Origin of the sequence: Mycobacterium cookii (assembly GCF_010727945.1) — a bacterium.
Taxonomy (GTDB): domain Bacteria; phylum Actinomycetota; class Actinomycetes; order Mycobacteriales; family Mycobacteriaceae; genus Mycobacterium; species Mycobacterium cookii.
This window is the reverse complement of sequence record NZ_AP022569.1, coordinates 1210474-1227014: the sequence shown is the minus strand read 5'-3', so window position 1 is coordinate 1227014 and position 16541 is coordinate 1210474. Positions and strand designations below refer to the sequence as shown.

Below are 16541 nucleotides of genomic sequence, written 5' to 3'. Positions count from 1 at the left end.
GGACTGACACCGTGCGCTTCTTCTACGACACCGAGTTCATCGACGACGGCTACAACATCGAGCTGATCTCGATCGGCGTGGTCGCCGAGGACGGCCGCGAATATTACGCCGTGTCAACCGAATTCAATCCGGAGCGGGCCGGGAGCTGGGTGCGGGCCAACGTGCTGCCCAAGCTGCCGCCGCCGGCGTCGCAGCTGTGGCGTTCGCGGGCGAAGATCCGCGCCGACCTGGAGACGTTCTTCGACGTCGACGGCCCCGAGCCGATCGAATTGTGGGCCTGGGTCGGCGCCTACGACCACGTGGCGCTGTGTCAGTTGTGGGGGCCGATGACCCATCTCCCGCCACCCATCCCGCGATTCACCCACGAGCTGCGCCAGCTGTGGGAAGAGCGCGGCAGCCCGAAGCTGCCGCGTCGGTCGGAGAATGTGCACGATGCGCTGGTCGACGCCCGCGACCAGCTGACGCGGTATCGGGTCATCACGAACGGCCGCTAGCCCCGTCGATGCTGCTCGCGGCGTGCAAAACGCCTGATTTGCCCGGTTACCATAGACAGGTGAACTGGACCGTCGACGTACCGATCGAGCAGCTGCCGTCGCTGCCCCCGCTGCCGGGGGATCTGCGGGCCCGGCTGGACGCAGCGCTGGCCAAGCCGGCCGCTCAGCAGCCCAACTGGACGCGCGAGCAGGTCGAGCCGATGCGCAAGGTGCTGGAAAGCGTTCCGCCGGTGACGGTGCCCTCGGAAATCGTGCGGTTGCAGGACATGCTGGCGCAGGTCGCCCGCGGCGAAGCATTCATGCTGCAGGGCGGCGACTGCGCCGAAACCTTCGTCGACAACACCGAGCCGCACATCAAGGGCAACATCCGGACCCTGTTGCAGATGGCGGTGGTATTGACCTACGGCGCCAGCGTCCCGGTGCTGAAGGTGGCCCGCATCGCCGGGCAGTACGCCAAACCGCGGTCGGCCGACCTCGACGCCCTGGGGCTGCGCTCCTACCGCGGCGACATGGTCAACGGGTTCGCCCCCGACGCCGCCGCACGCGAGCACGACCCGTCGCGGCTGGTGCGGGCCTACGCGAACGCCGGCGCAGCGATGAATCTGGTGCGGGCGCTGACCACGTCGGGGCTGGCGTCGCTGCATCTGGTGCACGACTGGAACCGGGAATTCGTCCGGACCTCGCCGGCCGGCGCGCGATACGAGGCGCTGGCCTCGGAAATCGACCGCGGCCTGAAATTCATGAGCGCGTGCGGGGTGGCGGATCGCAACCTGCAAACCGCCGAAATCTACGCCAGCCATGAGGCTTTGGTGCTCGACTACGAGCGTGCCATGCTGCGGCTGTCCGACGCGGAGGACGGCGAGCCACAACTGTACGACCTGTCGGCGCACTACCTGTGGATCGGGGACCGGACCCGCCAGCTCGACGGCGCGCACATCGCGTTCGCCGAGGTGATCGCCAACCCGATCGGCGTCAAGATCGGACCGACGACCACGCCGGACCAGGTCGTGGAGTACGTCGAGCGCCTCGACCCGCACAACAGGCCGGGCCGGCTGACGCTAGTGAGCCGGATGGGTAACAACAGGGTGCGCGATCTGCTGCCGCCGATCATCGAAAAGGTGCAGGCGACCGGTCACCAGGTGATCTGGCAGTGCGACCCCATGCACGGCAACACCCACGAATCGTCCAATGGCTACAAGACGCGGCACTTCGACCGCATCGTCGACGAAGTGCAGGGGTTCTTCGAGGTGCACCGCGCGTTGGGCACCTACCCGGGTGGTATCCACGTCGAGATCACCGGCGAGAACGTCACCGAATGTCTCGGTGGCGCCCAAGACATTTCGGACACCGACCTCGGCGGGCGCTACGAGACGGCGTGCGACCCGCGGCTGAACACTCAGCAATCGCTGGAGTTGGCGTTCTTGGTCGCGGAGATGCTGCGCGACTGAAAGGTAGCGCTGCAGGCTCCGCGTGTGATGGGGCGGAGATGCTGCGCGACTGAAAGGTAGCGCTGCAGGCTCCGCGTGTGATGGGGCGGAGATGCTGCGCGACTGAAAGGTAGCGCTGCAGGCTCCGCGTGTGATGGGGCGGAGATGCTGCGCGACTAGAGCAGTCCGCTGAGGTTGCTGCCGACCGTCCAGGCGGCGCCGGCGGCCATTCCGGTGATCGACAGCACGATCGCGATCCAGATCAGCATCATGCGTCGAGCGTGCTGGCGTTCGAGGGCGAACTCGACCATGTCGATTCCCGCGAATTGCCCTGGTGTCACTGGCTTTCCGTGGTGGGGCTCGCGCTCCAATTGGCGGGTCGGTTGGTGTTTGGGCGGTTGACGCCGGTCGGTGCTGTGGTGCTGCACGGCTGAGCGGTGCTGAGCCGAGTTGCGCGGGGCCGGGACCCGGAACCGCGGCAACGCCAACTCCTTGACGATCGCCGCCAGTTCGGCGGCCATGTCGTGGCCGTCGGCGTAGCGGTCGGCGGGGTCACGGGCGGTGGCACGCTCAACCAGTTCGTCGAATTGCGGTGGAACACCGTCGATCACGGTGCTCGGCCGCGGCACGTCCGTTTCCAGACGTTGATACGCGATCGACAGCGCGGTGTCGCCGGAGAACGGGGTCTGGCCGGTGAGCAGCTCATAGGCCACGATTCCGGTGGAATAGACATCGCTGCGAGGGCTGGCGTTTCCGTCTCGCACCTGCTCCGGCGACAGGTACGCGGCGGTGCCGAGAATGACGCTGGTGGAGGTGATTCCGGCTTCCGCGAAGGCGCGAACCAGGCCGAAGTCGACGATCTTGACCTCGCCCTCGTCGGAGATCAACACGTTCTCGGGCTTCACATCGCGGTGCACCAGGCCGGCGCGGTGCGCGGCGGCCAGTCCACCCAGCACCGGACCGAGCACCGCGGCGACCGCATGCGGTGGCATCGGGCCACGCTCGGCCAGCAGTTCACGAAGCGTGCCGCCCTCGACGAGTTCCATCACCAGGAACGGATGCCGACCGTCGAGGCCTTGGTCGTAGACCGCGACGAGCCCGGGATCCTTGAGCCGCGCCACGGCGCGGGCCTCCATCTGGAAACGCGTCAGGAATTGCTGGTCGCCGGCGTAGCGGGAATCCATCACCTTCAGCGCGACCGGCCGGTCGAGTCGCGTGTCCAGGCCGCGATACACCGTCGACGTGCCGCCGGTGGCGATCTTGGTCGCAACGCGGTAGCGGCCGTCCAACAATGCGCCCTCGGGGAGGTCGTCAGCCACGCGCCCATCGTAGGCGGCGCCGGGCACTGCACCCGGTCGTACACTGATGCGGTGAGCAGGATTCCGGCTGGCGACGACGTCCTGGACCCCGACGAACCGACCTACGATCTGCCGCACGTTGCCGATCTGCTCGGCGTACCGGTCACCAAAGTGCACCAGCATCTGCGCGAAAGCCACCTCGTCGCGGTGAAGCGCAACGGTGAGGTGGTCATACCGCAGATCTTTTTCACCAGCTCCGGCGACGTGGTGAAAAGCCTGCCGGGACTGCTGATGGTGCTGCACGACGGCGGCTACCGCGACACCGAGATCATGCGCTGGTTGTTCACCCCCGACCCGTCGCTGACCGTGACGCGGGACGGAACGCGCGACGCGATCAGCAATGCCCGCCCGGTCGACGCACTCCTCGGCCACCAGGCTCGTGAAGTGCTGCGCCGCGCGCAGGCGATGGCCTACTAGCCGCTGTGCTCCTGCACCGCAGGGCGATTCAGGGTGTACCAGGCGAAGGCTGCACAGGCTGAGGCCAACAGGACGTGCGGCCACGAGTACATGCCGTGTGCGCCATCGGGTTTGAAGATCACCATGATCCAGGTGGAGAACGCCGCGACCGCGGCCGCTCCGTGGCGGGACTGGACGAGGGGGGCCACCACCGCCAGCGGCCAGGAGTAATACCAGGGCAGCGCGGCCGGCGCGAACAGCACGACGACGAGCATGACCCACGCGGTGCCGGTGAGCGCCTGGCGGTCGTCATGGCGGTACCGCCACCATAACAGCGGCAGCGCAATCGCGATGATCGCGATCCCGATAGCGCGGGTAACCTGCAGCACCCCATAGAAATTCACCGAGAAGAATAAGCCGCCGACAGCATGGACCAGGTTCGCTGTCGCCGTCGGGATGCTCAGCCAGTTGATGATTTTCACCGATCCGGCCAGCGCGGTCAGCCAACCGAGACCGACCCCGGCCACTCCGGAGAGCACGGCGAACACCGCGACCACGATCACCACCGACGTGCCCGCGGCCACCGCAAAGGCGCGCGGTGGCCGGTATCCGCGTCGATCGCGCAGATGCCTCATCCACACCCAGACCAGGAACGGCAACGCGAGTCCGGCGGTGGCTTTCACCGCCATCCCGGCCGCGACGACGGCGATGCCGGCGATATGACGCCGGTCGAAGGTCAGCGCAATGCCGGCCGTCATCAGGCCCACCATCAGCATCTCGTTGTGCACGCCACCCATCAAATGGATGATCACCAGCGGGTTGAGCGCGCAGACCCACAGCGCCGTAGGCACATTCGCTCCGAGGTGGCGCGCGATGCGCGGGGTCGCCCAGATCAGCAGCGCCAGCCCTGGCAGCATGCACAGGCGCAGTAGCATCGTCCCGGCTATCACGTGGTTGCCGACCAGCATCGTCACCACCCGGGCGACCATGATGAACGCCGGGCCGTATGGCGCCGTCGTGATGGTCCAGATCGGGCTGACGTTGTCCAGCAGGGGATTCGGGTTGTCGATCGGACCGACCGCGTAGGGGTCCAGGCCGTCGCGCAACAGCGCGCCCTGCGCCAGATACGAGTAGGTGTCGCGGCTGAACACCGGCACCGACAGCAACAGCGGCGCCAGCCAGAAACCGGTGGTGGCCACCATCGTGTACTCGACCGCGTCGCCGGCCAGCACGCGGCGGCCCAGCCACAGCCACGCACTCAGCATCAGCGTGACGCCGATCCACAGCAGTACCGACGACAGCACCAGCCCGTGGCCGAAGCGCAACCAGGACAGGTGCAGCGATTCCAGCAGCGGGTCATGCTGCTTGGTGCTGCCCGCGCCGAGTCCGCCCGCGGTGATCAACGCCGCACCCAGGCAGCCCAGCAGCGCGGGTCGGCCCTCGGCGGTGGTGGCGAACTGCTGGAACCGTGAAAATGGTTGTGTTGCAGTCCCATTCAAGGTTGACGTTGGCATGGACATGAGCGTCAGGCGGACCGGTTCGCGGCGAGCCGGGCAAGTTCGGTCAAACCCGTCTTGGCGGCGGCGTGAATCGGCGCATCGGCCAACACGTCAAGCGCCCGCCCGGCCAGCTCGGTGATCTGGTCCTCGACGGCGGCAAGCGCGCCGACGCGCTCGATTGTCTCGCACAGTTCGCGTACCTCGGCGTCAACCAGGTCGGTGCCGATCGAGGCCCGTAACAGCTTGGCGGCAGCCGCATCTGACGCATCAGCCAACTGCAGCGCGGTGGCCAGCAGGACGGTGCGCTTCCCGGACCGCAGGTCGTCCCCGGAGGGCTTACCGGTCACAGCGGGATCGCCGAACACCCCCAACACGTCGTCACGCAGCTGAAATGCGATGCCCAAATTGTTGCCGAACTCGTGGAACGCCGCGTGCACGTCGGGCCGGTCGGCCGCGGCCGCGGCACCCAATTGCAGCGGACGAGAAACCGTGTAGGAGGCCGTCTTATAGGTGTTGACGGCCATCGCCGAGGCGACCGACTCGGCGGCGCTGGCTTCGCCGACGATGTCGAGGTACTGACCGCCCAGCACCTCGGTGCGGATGTCGGCCCACACGCGTCGTACCCGGTTGCGTGCGTCGTCGGGCAACATGACGCCGGCGACGATGTCGTCCGCCCATGCCAGTGCGAGGTCCCCGACCAGGATCGCCGCCGACATCCCGAATCGATCCGCGGGTCCGCGCCACTTGCGGTCCCGATGCATCTCGGTGAATTGAACGTGGGTGGTAGGACGGCCCCGGCGTGTCGCCGAATCGTCGATGACGTCGTCGTGCACCAGCGCCGAGGCGTGCAGCAACTCGAGCGCGGAGAACAGCATCAACGCCGGGGCGTCCGCGTCGCGATCGGACACCGCGCGCCAACCCCAATACGCGAAGGCCGGACGCAGCCGCTTGCCTCCGCTGAGAACGAACTGCTCCAGACCCGCTATCAGATCGGCGTAGTCGCTGCCGATGTAGGAGGCGGCGTCGCGGCGGTCGCGCAGGTAACTGCGCAGCTGCTCGGTGACGGCGTCGGCGAGCTCAACGGTTGCCGCTGCTTCCACGCTCAGCGCGACACCTCTTTCTGCAGTCCTGTGACGATGGCCCGCCAAGTCTATTCGGCGCGTGGCTGTGCAGCGGGTTTTGCCAGCTTCGGTTCTGCGCGGACCGCTCAGTATGCTGTCGGGTGCCTGCCGCGGCGGGACCAGTCGTCTGATGAGGAGCAGCTCGTTGACCTTCAACACCATCGCGCTTGAGCTGGTGCCGCCCAATATCGACCGCGGCGCTGCGCAGGCGGTCGAAGAGGCTCACAAAGTTGTCCAGCTCGCGGCGAAAACCGGCCTCGAAGGCCGGATCGGGCACGTGATGATGCCGGGGTTGATTGAAGAGGACGACGACCGGCCGATCGAGATGAAGCCGAAAATGGATGTGCAGGACTTCTGGTCGGCGATCAAGCCGGAACTTCCCGGCGTGCGCGGCTTGTGCAGCCAGGTCACCGCGTTCATGGACGAGCCGTCGCTGCGTCAGCGCCTCGGCGACCTGGTGGGTTCCGGTATCGATGGCGTCGTATTCGTCGGTGTGCCAAGGACTATGGCCGACGGCGAGGGTTCCGGCGTAGCGCCGACCGACGCGCTGTCGATCTATCGACAGCTGGTGGGCAACCGGGGCGTCATCCTGATTCCGACCCGCGAGGGTGAAGAGGGCCGGCTGAACTTCAAGTGCGACAAGGGCGCAACGTTCGCCCAAACACAACTGTTGTATTCCGATGCGATCGTGGGCTTCCTGACCGACTTCGCCAAGAAGACCGACCATCGACCGGAGATCCTGCTGTCGTTCGGCTTCGTGCCGACCGTCGAAGAGCGGGTCGGTTTCATCAACTGGCTCATCCAGGATCCGGGCAACGCCGCCGTCGCAGACGAGCAGGCATTCGTCTCCGCATTGGCGAATACCGAACCGGCGCAACGGCGCAAGCAGTTCCTCGACCTCTACAAGCGGGTCATCGACGGTGTCGTCGACTTGGGTTATCCGCTGAGCATCCACCTCGAGGCCACCTACGGCAATTCCGCGCCGGCCTTCGAGACGTTCGCCGAGATGCTGGCCTACTGGTCGCCGACGAACTGAGTCAGCTCGACGGTGGGTCGCTGGGCTCGGCCACCCGCGGCGAGCGATCGCGGCTGTACCAGGCCAGTAGTCCCACCACAGCGGCCACGGCGAGCGACGACAGGCCCAGCCACATCGCCGCGCCCTGGAACGATCGGATGCTCGGGTCGGTGTAGCGGGCCTGGGCGGTCAGTGTGCTGACGATGCCGGGTTTGAGTTTCCACTGCACCGTGTCCGGGTCGACACGGTCGCCGTTGGTGGAGGTGACCGAGCCGGGGAAGGCGACCGTCAACTCGACGTCGGCGTCGGGATCGGTCAGCGAGGTCAGGTCGGCGCGACCTTCCAGGATCACCAGGTCCCCGGCTCGGCGCAGCGACAGGTTCACGCCCTGCGCATCGGGGCTCATGTGCGCAAGCTCCGGCAACTCGGCGAAGGTCAGATCGGAAAACGTGGCCTGCGAACCGACGTAGCCGTCGCGGTCGTATTTCGACACCGCGACCTTCTGGCTGAACGCCAGGTTCGGATCGAGTTGCGGGCCGTTGTCTTTGTCGTTGCGGGGCTTGGCCGCCGCCACGATGTCACCGGACACCAGATCGTCGGGAGAAATCGTGATCGACGCTTTGACGCGCACGCATCCGGCGAGGACGGGTATCGCGAGCAGCAGCATGCTCATCGCGACGAGGCGGTTCCGGGACGAGAGCTGTATACCGCTGGCGCGCACCAGGTCATCGTGCCAGACCGCAACGGGGCCGGGGCAACTACAGCGGCAGCTGCCGGCCCAGGATCGCGAACGCCCGTGGGTCCCCGGTGAAGTGATAGCCGCGGATGATGTCGGTGAAGCCCAGTCGCCGGTAGAGCCGCCACGCGCGATTGGCCTCGCCGTTGGTCTCCGGCGTCGACAGCAGGACATTGGCCTCGTTGCGGTCGGCAAGCAGCCGACGGGCGAGCGCCTCGCCGAGGCCGCGGCCCTGCGCCCGGGGGAGGATATGCAGCTCGGTCAGCTCGAAATAGCTGGTCATCAGCGTCGCGATCTCCGGGCCGGACAGACCGCCGCGTTGCAAACCCGCCACCACCTGCTGCTGCCACCACTGGTCCGGCGCGCCGCAGTAGCCGTACGCCACGCCCAGCAGTGGCGCGTCGCTCAGCTCGGCCGACGACGGGTCGGTTCCACTCGGCGAGTCGACTTCCACGGCCGCCACGGCCTGCCAACCGCGCCGCCGGGTGTGCTCCAGCCACATCGCGGCGCGCTGATTCTCCGTGCCCGGCGGATAGTGCATCGCGTCGACGTAAACACCCAAGGCATCTGCCAACCTGCGCTGCATGTCCTCGGGCGGCAGGTTGATGAGGAATGTCGCCAACGTGCGGTCTCCTCGTCAGTTGTCCTTCTATGGTGCTGCATTCCCATTATCGGGCGCGGCGGCGCCGCGTCGATCGCCGACCGGCCGCTATTACAATCAGCAGGCGAAGCGGTGGTAACGCGCTGATTGACCTCGTATCATTCTTATTAGTTGCCCCCATGGCGGGCACTGACGTGCTATCGGTATTAACGTGACAGGTTTTCGGCAAGGAGGGACGAATGCCACTCTCCGATCATGAGCAGCGGATGCTCGACCAGATCGAGAGCGCTCTCTATGCCGAGGACCCCAAATTCGCGTCGAGCGTGCGCGGTGGGGGATTGCGTGCCCCGACGGCGCGACGCCGGTTGCAGGGTGCCGGCCTGTTCGTACTTGGTCTGGCGCTGCTGGTTTCCGGGGTGGCTTTTAAGGCCACCATGATTGGAACCTTCCCGGTCCTGTCCGTGCTGGGCTTCGTGGTGATGTTCGGCGGCGTCGTCTTCGCCATCACCGGTCCGCGGCTCGCCGGCCGGGGAGATCGCCCAGGGCCGTCGCCGGCCTCGCGTCAACGCCGCAGCAGGGGTTCCAGCGGATCGTTCACCAGCCGGATGGAAGACCGGTTCCGCCGCCGCTTCGAGGAATAGCCTCCGCGACAACAAAAGGGCAGCCGTCGGCTGCCTTTTTTTCTGCCCGCGTCTCCCCGTGAGACGCGCCGGGGACACCCCGCGCCAGCCGGTCGGCGGCCCCGAGCGGCGACATTGACCCACTACGCCCCACTCGGCTGATACCCGCAGCTCAGCGATCATTTCGACAGCCAGATTTCGCGCCACTAGCTGTTGCCGCAACCGTGATGGTGGCCGAGATCCTGCTGAAACGACGCCAAACGGTGACATTCGTGTCGTTAAATGGAGCGCAGTGGGGGAATGTGGGGTATGGTGGGCGAAGTCGAAAGGCGTGGAGGTGGCCAGATGTTTCTCGGCACCTACACGCCCAAGCTCGACGACAAAGGGCGGCTGACATTGCCCGCCAAGTTTCGCGACGCGCTGGCAGGAGGGCTGATGGTTACCAAGAGTCAAGACCACAGCCTTGCGGTCTACCCGCGGGCGGAATTCGAACAACTGGCCCGCCGGGCCAGTAAGGCCTCGCGAAGCAATCCGGAGGCGCGGGCGTTCCTGCGTAACCTGGCCGCCGGCACCGACGAACAGCATCCCGACGCCCAGGGCCGCATCACCCTGTCGGCCGACCACCGCCGCTACGCGCACCTGTCCAAGGACTGCGTGGTGATCGGATCGGTTGACTACCTGGAGATTTGGGATGCGCAGGCCTGGCAGGAATACCAAGAGACCCACGAAGAGAACTTCTCCGCGGCCAGCGATGAAGCACTCGGCGACATTATTTGAGGCGCGTGCCCGTGCATCGTGGCCTCTGCCCGAACCGACCCTGACGTACTTCCCCAACGCCAGGTTCGTGCTATCGGACAGGGACCTCGATGCAACGGCCCGCCCATTCTCACGTCGGGAGGGTGTTGTCATGCCTGACGTCACTGGCGATTTCGGCCACATCCCGGTACTGCTCGACCGCTGCTTCGCCCTGTTGCACCCCGCGTTGACGCGCCACCGTCCCGACGGATCAGGCGCCGTGCTGGTCGATGCGACCATTGGCGCCGGTGGGCACGCCGAACGGTTCCTCACCGAACTTCCCGGGCTGCGCGTGCTTGGCGTCGACCGCGACCCGACCGCGTTGGACATCGTGCGGGGGCGGCTCGCACGCTTCGCCGACCGGCTGACCCTGGTGCAGACCCGCTATGACGGGATCGGCACCGCTCTGGCCGAATCAGGCTATGGCACAACCGAATCCGTCGATGGCATCCTCTTCGACCTCGGCGTCTCGTCCATGCAGCTCGACCGCGTCGAGCGGGGCTTCTCCTACGCCCACGACGCGCCGCTGGACATGCGGATGGATCCCACCTCGGAGCTGACCGCGGCCGAGATCCTCAACAGCTACGACGAAGCCGAACTGACCGGCATTCTGCGTCGATTCGGCGAAGAGAAGTTGGCGCGCCGCATCGCCACCCATATCGTGCGACGCCGCGCCCGGACCCCTTTCACCTCGACCGCCGAACTGGTCGAGGTTATCTACCAAGCGGTTCCGGCGCCGGCCCGGCGCACCGGCGGGCATCCGGCCAAGCGGACGTTCCAGGCGTTGCGCATCGCGGTCAACGGCGAGCTTGATGCGTTGAGCGCTGCCCTGCCCGCGGCCCTGGGCGCGTTGAGGGTCGGCGGACGAGTCGTGGTGATGGCCTACCAGTCGCTCGAGGACCGGATCGTCAAGCGGACCTTCGCGGCGGCGACCACGTCGGGAACGCCATCGGATCTGCCCATCGAATTGCCCGGCCACGCACCGCAATTCACGTTGCTGACCCGCGGCGCCGAGCGTGCCGACGACGCGGAGATCCAGCGGAATCCGCGCAGCGCCGCGGTGCGACTGCGTGCTCTGGAGCGTGTCCGCGCCACGTCCGAGCCAGCGAGGAAGGGAGGCTGATGAAGGCCAAACGTGAAGCGAAAACAACCCGCGCCGGCGATCGGCGTCGCGAGCAGAACACAGCTTCCCGAAAGACCGGGCTGCGGGCTGCCGATGCGTCGGCGGCGCGCCGCAGGCCGCGTTCCGGGAAGGCCACCGCGCCCGCCCGCGAGCCACGGACGTCGCGATCCGCGCCGCAGACCTCGCCGGTCGCACGGCCCGTCGATCGTCCGGTCCGGCCGAAGAGTGCAAAGCAGGCCAAGGCTCGTGCCAAGGCGCGTAAGGCCAAGGCACCCAAAGTTGTTCGGCCGCCACTGCGGGAACGTCTGCTCGACCGGCTGGCGTCGATCGACCTGCGGCCGCGCACCTTGGCGGCCAAGGTCCCGTTCGTGGTGCTGGTGATCGGCTCGCTCGGCGCCGGCCTCGGTCTGACGCTGTGGCTGTCCACCGACGCCGCCGAGCGGTCGTATCAGCTCGGCAGCGCCCGGCAGCGGACCGAGCTGTTGCAGCAGCAAAAGGAAGCGCTCGAACGCGACGTGCAGGAAGCCCAGTCCGCTCCGGCGCTGGCCGAGGCTGCTCGTGGACTCGGGATGATCCCGACCCGGGACACCGCGCATCTGGTCAAAGACCCTGCCGGCAACTGGGTGGTCGTCGGCACCCCGAAGCCGGCGCAAGGGGTTCCGCCGCCACCGCTCAACACCAAACTGCCCGACGAAAAGCCGGCCCCGCCCGCGGCTCCGCCGGGAATCCCGGTCGAGGTGCCGGGACTGGTGCTGCCCGGTAACGGTGCTCCGCTGGTTCCGCTGGCACCCGGTCCCGACGTCATGGTCCGCACCCCGGACGGCGCGACCACCGTGGGCCCGCAACACCTTCCCGCGCCTGACGCCCCGCTCCCGATGCCCGGAGCCGGACCGGTGCCCGTGCAGCCTGTGCTGCCCGTGCAGCCCTTGCCGGGTGTGCAGACCGCGCCTGGACCGGCCCCGGGCGCGGCGGCCCTGCCGCCGGCCGCCGCGGTGCCGCCGCCGGCCCTTGCGCCCACGCCGGTTCCGCTCGTCGCGCCGGCGCCGGCGCCGGCGGTCGACGTGCCGGGAACGCCGCACCACGTCGCGCCGTCCGCACCGCTCAACGGGGAACAGTTCGGTCCCCTCACCGTGACCGCGCCGGGCGTCGCACGGTGAGCCGCGCCGATCGGTCAGCCAAGCGGCAGTCGCGTCCCGGCCCAGCCCGCAAGCCGAAACATGCTCAGGCCAAGGCGAATTCATCCGGCCATTCGGCCCACGAACGTCGTACCCGCCAGGCGGTCGAGATCGGCAATCGCGGTGCCTCGTTCGTTTTCCGGCACAGAGTCGGCAACGGTGTCATCTTCCTGGCATTGCTGGTCGCCGGTGCGCAATTGTTCTATCTGCAGGTGCCGCGCGCGTCCGGACTGCGTGCGGAGGCGGCGGGGCAACTCAAGGTCACCGACGTCGAAAAAGCCGTGCGCGGCAGCATCGTCGACCGCAACAACAACCAACTGGCCTTCACCATCGAGGCCCGAGCGCTGACCTTCCAGCCCAAGCGAATTCACAAACAGCTGGCCGACGCCAAACAAAAGAACGCGAAAGCCCCTGATCCGCAGCAGCGGCTGAACGACATCGCCAAGGACATCGCGCAGCGGCTGAACAACAAGCCGGACAAGGCCACCCTGCTGAAGAAGCTGCGCAGCGACGAGACGTTCGTCTATCTCGCCCGCGCCGTCGACCCGGCCATCGCGACGGCGATCACCACGAAATTCCCCGAGATCGGCGCCGAGCGCCAAGACCTGCGCCAGTATCCGGGTGGTTCGCTGGCGGCCAACGTCGTCGGCGGAATCGACTGGGACGGGCACGGTCTGCTCGGCCTGGAGGATTCGATGGACGCCGAGCTGGCCGGCACCGACGGGTCGGTCACCTACGACCGCGGTTCCGACGGCGTGGTCATCCCCGGCAGCTACCGCAACCAGCACCGGGCGGCCAACGGCTCGACGGTCCAGCTCACCATCGACGACGACATCCAGTTCTACGTGCAGCAGCAGGTGCAGCAGGCGAAGAATCTCTCCGGCGCCCGCAATGTCTCGGCGGTGGTACTCGACGCCAAGACGGGTGAAGTGCTGGCCATGAGCAACGACAACACCTTTGATCCGTCCCAGGACATCGGGCGCCAGGGCAACAAGCAACTCGGCGACCTGCCGGTGTCGTCGCCGTTCGAGCCCGGGTCGGTGAACAAGGTCGTCACCGCCTCCTCGGTGATCGAATACGGGTTGACCAATCCCGATGAGGTGCTGCAGGTTCCGGGCACCATCAACATGGGTGGGGTCACCGTGCACGATGCATGGGGCCACGGCGTTGCGCCCTACACGACCACCGGGGTGTTCGGTAAGTCGTCGAACGTCGGCACGCTGATGCTGGCGCAGCGCGTTGGACCGCAGCGCTGGTATGACATGGCGCGGAAATTCGGGCTCGGCCAGCGCACCGGGGTCGGTCTGCCCGGTGAAAGCGCCGGGCTGGTGCCGCCGATCGATCAGTGGTCGGGCAGCACGTTCTCCAACTTGCCGATCGGCCAAGGCCTTTCGATGACCCTGCTGCAGATGACCGGGATGTACCAGGCGATCGCCAATGACGGCGTGCGGATGCCGCCGCGAATCATCAAGGCCACCATCGGACCGGACGGCGCCCGCACCGAAGAGGCGCGCCCGGAGGGCGTGCGGGTGGTGTCGCCGGAGACCGCGCGAACCGTGCGCAACATGTTGCGTGCCGTCGTGCAACGCGATCCGAGAGGCGTGCAGCAGGGCACCGGTCCGGCCGCCGCCGTCGAGGGCTATCAATTGGCCGGCAAGACCGGCACCGCGCAGCAGATCAACCCGGCGTGCGGCTGCTACTACGACAACGTCTACTGGATCACCTTCGCCGGCATGGCCACCACTGACGACCCGCGCTACGTGATCGGCGTCATGATGGACAACCCGGCGACCAACGCCGACGGGACCCCCGGCCACTCGGCGGCTCCGCTGTTCCACAACATCGCGGGGTGGCTGCTGCAGCGTGGCAACGTCCCGCTATCACCCGATCCGGGTCCGCCGCTGACGCTGCAGGCCGGCTGATATCAGCTGGTGCTGTAAGCCCAGTAGTCGTACGCGCCGGGCACCGGGCACAGGTCGTTGTATGCGGCCAGCACGAAATGTCCCGCTTGGTCGCTGGTCAGCGTTGGATGGTCGCGCACCAGGCCCGCGGCCACCTGGGTGCCGGGGGCGTGCTGATTCCACAGTTGCCAGCACACGTCGTAGCCGTCTGCCAGCATCCCCGGATCCGACCCGGTGACGCCCGCCGCCCGTGCGGCGGCCAAGAAGTCCTGCGGGGTGCTGGCGCCGGCCGGGGCGGCCAAACCAATACACGCGGCGGCTCCAACTGCACCAACCAGCACTTTTCCGATCATGACGGACCCCTGTTCACTCTGCGTTCATCTTTGAGATGACTATAGTTCAGATTATGGCCATCTTGGCTTAAGGCTCTCTGTGTGCTCGTTGAGGTGTTCCTGATCGGGGTTGAACACCTGTCGCCGTTCGAGCCGCGGTCTGGGTGTCAAACCATGCGGTAACGGCTACATCTCCGGCGTGACAGGTCAGGTAGGCGTGGTTGTCGTCGTGCCCGCGCACAACGAATTCGCGGCGTTGTCCCGGAGTGTGGGCGCAATCCGGACGGCCGCGATCGCGGCTGCCATGCCCACGGCGGTCGTCGTGGTCCTCGATGCATGCGATGACGAGAGCGGCGACCTCGCCGGGCACTTCGGCCCCGACGTTCACTTCGTGGCGGTCGACGAGCGCAACGTCGGCGCCGCGCGCGCCGCTGGCTTCCGGTATGCGGCGTCAGAGCTCGACGGCGTGGGCGCGCGGACGTGGTACGCCACCACGGACGCCGACACCGCAGTGGGTCACGATTGGCTGGCGCGTCAACTCGGCAGTTCGGCAGACATGGTCCTGGGCCTCGTCCGGGTGGGGCAGTGGCGCAATCACTCCAAGGAGGCCGCCGAACTCTACGAGGCGCGCTACCGCGCCGAGGCATCGCGTCACGAGCACATCCATGGGGCCAACATGGGATTTCGGTCCGAAGCGTATTGGCGCGTTGGCGGGTTCGCCGCGCTGGCCAGTGGGGAAGACGTCGACCTGGTCGAACGTTTTCAGGCCGGCGGGTTCCGCGTGCACTGGGACGACCAGCTGTGGGTCACCACCTCGGACCGTCGGCGAGGACGGGCCCCCGGCGGCTTTGCCGATCACCTCGCGGAAGTCTCGCAAGAAGTGGCGGGCCCCGGCGACAGGGCGGACGAGGTGTCATGACCGAGGCTCTGGTGCTCGAGTGGCTCCGGGCCGGTCGACTGCAGCTGCCGTTGCCGGGTTCAGGTGAAACCGCGCAGCGCTGGCGTCGGCTCGCCCAGTTGACCGAAATCGACATCGTCGCAGGACGGTTGGCGGAGGCACACACCGACGCAGCCGCCATCCTGGACGAACTCGGCGGCCCGTTGCCGTGTGCCGGTGAGTTGTGGGGCGTCTGGGCTGCCGAAGCCCCCGACGCGGTCGTCACCGCCCACGTTGCAGGTGACGTGGTGGTTCTCGAGGGCCGCAAGGCATGGTGTTCGGGCGCCGGGCTGTGTACGCATGCGCTGGTCACTGCCCGACTGGGCGATGGGAGAGGTGGGTTGTTCGCCGTCGATCTGGCCGACGATGCGGTGCGGGCACTCGAACCGACCTGGCGTAATGCCGGCATGGCCGAAAGTGACACCAGGTCAGTGGAATTCGGCGGCGCGCCCGCGGTTGCGGTCGGCGGCCCGGGCGACTATCTGAGTCGGCCTGGCTTCTGGTTCGGCGCCATCGGTGTCGCGGCGTGCTGGCTTGGCGGTGCCCGAGCGGTCGCTGCGCCGCTCTACGAGCGCGCGGCCAGACGTTCGGCCAACGAGCACCTGCTGGCCCATCTTGGTGCAGTCGACGCCGCGATCACCGCCGCCGAGGCGGCATTGGCGGCGACCGCCGAGCACGTCGACGCAGACCCGTTGAATCAGTTGGGGCTGGCCGAACTGCGGGCCAGACGCGTCCGCGCGGTTGTCGAGAAGGCGGCTGACGAGGCGCTCATCCGAACGGATCGGGCGCTGGGACCGGGGCCGCTGTGCCTCGACGCGCGACACGCTCGCGCCGTCGCGGACCTGACCGTCTACGTCAGACAGAGCCATGCCGAGCGTGACCTCGCCGTCCTGGGATCTCTTGCGGCCGCGGAACACGCCGACGGCTGAGCCGAGCCTGGGCGTGCCGGTGTCTGCCTGCTCGGCGTCGCCGCGGTTCCTGCGCGGGTCGAACCGCGTCGGCTCGGTAGTG

At 67.5% G+C, this 16541-nt stretch carries 17 protein-coding genes; 11 read left to right on the top strand and 6 right to left on the bottom strand.

Annotated elements, in window-relative coordinates; all coding sequences use genetic code 11:
- Positions 1-11: 11 nt before the first annotated feature.
- The gene (locus tag G6N27_RS05935) at positions 12-494 is read left to right on the top strand and encodes a polyadenylate-specific 3'-exoribonuclease AS (RefSeq protein ID WP_163775505.1); all 483 of its coding nucleotides are present in this window, start codon (positions 12-14) and stop codon (positions 492-494) included.
- A 59-nt stretch (positions 495-553) separates the two neighbouring features.
- Entirely contained in the window at positions 554-1942 is a 1389-nt protein-coding gene (locus G6N27_RS05930) for a class II 3-deoxy-7-phosphoheptulonate synthase (RefSeq protein ID WP_163775504.1), read from the top strand.
- 155 nt (positions 1943-2097) lie between these two features.
- Here G6N27_RS05930 and G6N27_RS05925 read toward each other — a convergent pair whose 3' ends face one another.
- Entirely contained in the window at positions 2098-3240 is a 1143-nt protein-coding gene (locus G6N27_RS05925) for a protein kinase domain-containing protein (protein WP_232064885.1), read from the bottom strand.
- 51 nt (positions 3241-3291) lie between these two features.
- Here G6N27_RS05925 and G6N27_RS05920 point away from each other — a divergent pair, with 51 nt between their 5' ends.
- A complete protein-coding gene (locus G6N27_RS05920; protein WP_163775503.1) occupies positions 3292-3696 on the top strand; it encodes an Rv2175c family DNA-binding protein in 405 nt (134 codons plus the stop codon).
- On the opposite strand, the gene G6N27_RS05915 is transcribed toward G6N27_RS05920, so the two are convergent.
- Both G6N27_RS05915 and idsA2 read right to left on the bottom strand, forming a co-directional pair.
- Entirely contained in the window at positions 3693-5195 is a 1503-nt protein-coding gene (locus G6N27_RS05915; protein WP_163775502.1) for an alpha-(1->6)-mannopyranosyltransferase A, read from the bottom strand. The two genes, G6N27_RS05920 and G6N27_RS05915, sit on opposite strands and share 4 nt — an antisense overlap.
- Before the next feature lie 5 nt (positions 5196-5200).
- Positions 5201-6280, bottom strand: a complete 1080-nt coding sequence (gene idsA2, locus G6N27_RS05910; protein ID WP_276044511.1) for a bifunctional (2E,6E)-farnesyl/geranyl diphosphate synthase — start codon at positions 6278-6280, stop codon at positions 5201-5203.
- A gap of 160 nt (positions 6281-6440) precedes the next feature.
- On the opposite strand from idsA2, the gene G6N27_RS05905 reads away from it, so the two are divergent.
- Complete coding sequence (locus G6N27_RS05905; protein ID WP_163775500.1) at positions 6441-7331, top strand: mycobacterial-type methylenetetrahydrofolate reductase; 891 nt, start codon at positions 6441-6443, stop codon at positions 7329-7331.
- A gap of 1 nt (position 7332) precedes the next feature.
- On the opposite strand, the gene G6N27_RS05900 is transcribed toward G6N27_RS05905, so the two are convergent.
- Complete coding sequence (locus G6N27_RS05900) at positions 7333-8016, bottom strand: LppM family (lipo)protein (protein ID WP_408632612.1); 684 nt, start codon at positions 8014-8016, stop codon at positions 7333-7335.
- A gap of 52 nt (positions 8017-8068) precedes the next feature.
- Entirely contained in the window at positions 8069-8668 is a 600-nt protein-coding gene (locus G6N27_RS05895) for a GNAT family N-acetyltransferase (RefSeq protein WP_163775499.1), read from the bottom strand.
- Positions 8669-8886: 218 nt separating this feature from the next.
- On the opposite strand from G6N27_RS05895, the gene G6N27_RS05890 reads away from it, so the two are divergent.
- From G6N27_RS05890 to G6N27_RS05870, 5 genes are all read left to right on the top strand, one after another.
- On the top strand, positions 8887-9288 hold the full coding sequence (locus tag G6N27_RS05890; RefSeq protein WP_163775498.1) for a DUF3040 domain-containing protein: 402 nt from the start codon (positions 8887-8889) through the stop codon (positions 9286-9288).
- A 324-nt stretch (positions 9289-9612) separates the two neighbouring features.
- Positions 9613-10044, top strand: coding sequence for a division/cell wall cluster transcriptional repressor MraZ (gene mraZ / locus G6N27_RS05885; RefSeq protein WP_163775497.1), 432 nt, complete (start codon positions 9613-9615; stop codon positions 10042-10044).
- Positions 10019-11185: a 16S rRNA (cytosine(1402)-N(4))-methyltransferase RsmH gene (rsmH, locus tag G6N27_RS05880; protein WP_372512958.1), complete on the top strand. Its 1167-nt coding sequence runs from the start codon at positions 10019-10021 to the stop codon at positions 11183-11185. Before mraZ ends, rsmH begins: the two co-directional genes overlap by 26 nt.
- The gene (locus G6N27_RS05875) at positions 11185-12342 is read left to right on the top strand and encodes a hypothetical protein (RefSeq protein ID WP_163775496.1); all 1158 of its coding nucleotides are present in this window, start codon (positions 11185-11187) and stop codon (positions 12340-12342) included. Before rsmH ends, G6N27_RS05875 begins: the two co-directional genes overlap by 1 nt.
- Positions 12339-14282 (top strand): peptidoglycan D,D-transpeptidase FtsI family protein, encoded by a 1944-nt coding sequence (locus tag G6N27_RS05870; protein WP_163775495.1) that lies wholly within the window; start codon positions 12339-12341, stop codon positions 14280-14282. The genes G6N27_RS05875 and G6N27_RS05870 overlap by 4 nt, the downstream gene beginning before the upstream one ends.
- A gap of 2 nt (positions 14283-14284) precedes the next feature.
- On the opposite strand, the gene G6N27_RS05865 is transcribed toward G6N27_RS05870, so the two are convergent.
- Entirely contained in the window at positions 14285-14614 is a 330-nt protein-coding gene (locus tag G6N27_RS05865) for a DUF732 domain-containing protein (RefSeq protein ID WP_163775494.1), read from the bottom strand.
- Between the two features lie 178 nt (positions 14615-14792).
- Here G6N27_RS05865 and G6N27_RS05860 point away from each other — a divergent pair, with 178 nt between their 5' ends.
- Positions 14793-15512, top strand: coding sequence for a glycosyltransferase (locus G6N27_RS05860; RefSeq protein ID WP_163775493.1), 720 nt, complete (start codon positions 14793-14795; stop codon positions 15510-15512).
- Entirely contained in the window at positions 15509-16459 is a 951-nt protein-coding gene (locus G6N27_RS05855) for an acyl-CoA dehydrogenase family protein (protein WP_163775492.1), read from the top strand. Before G6N27_RS05860 ends, G6N27_RS05855 begins: the two co-directional genes overlap by 4 nt.
- Positions 16460-16541: the final 82 nt, after the last annotated feature.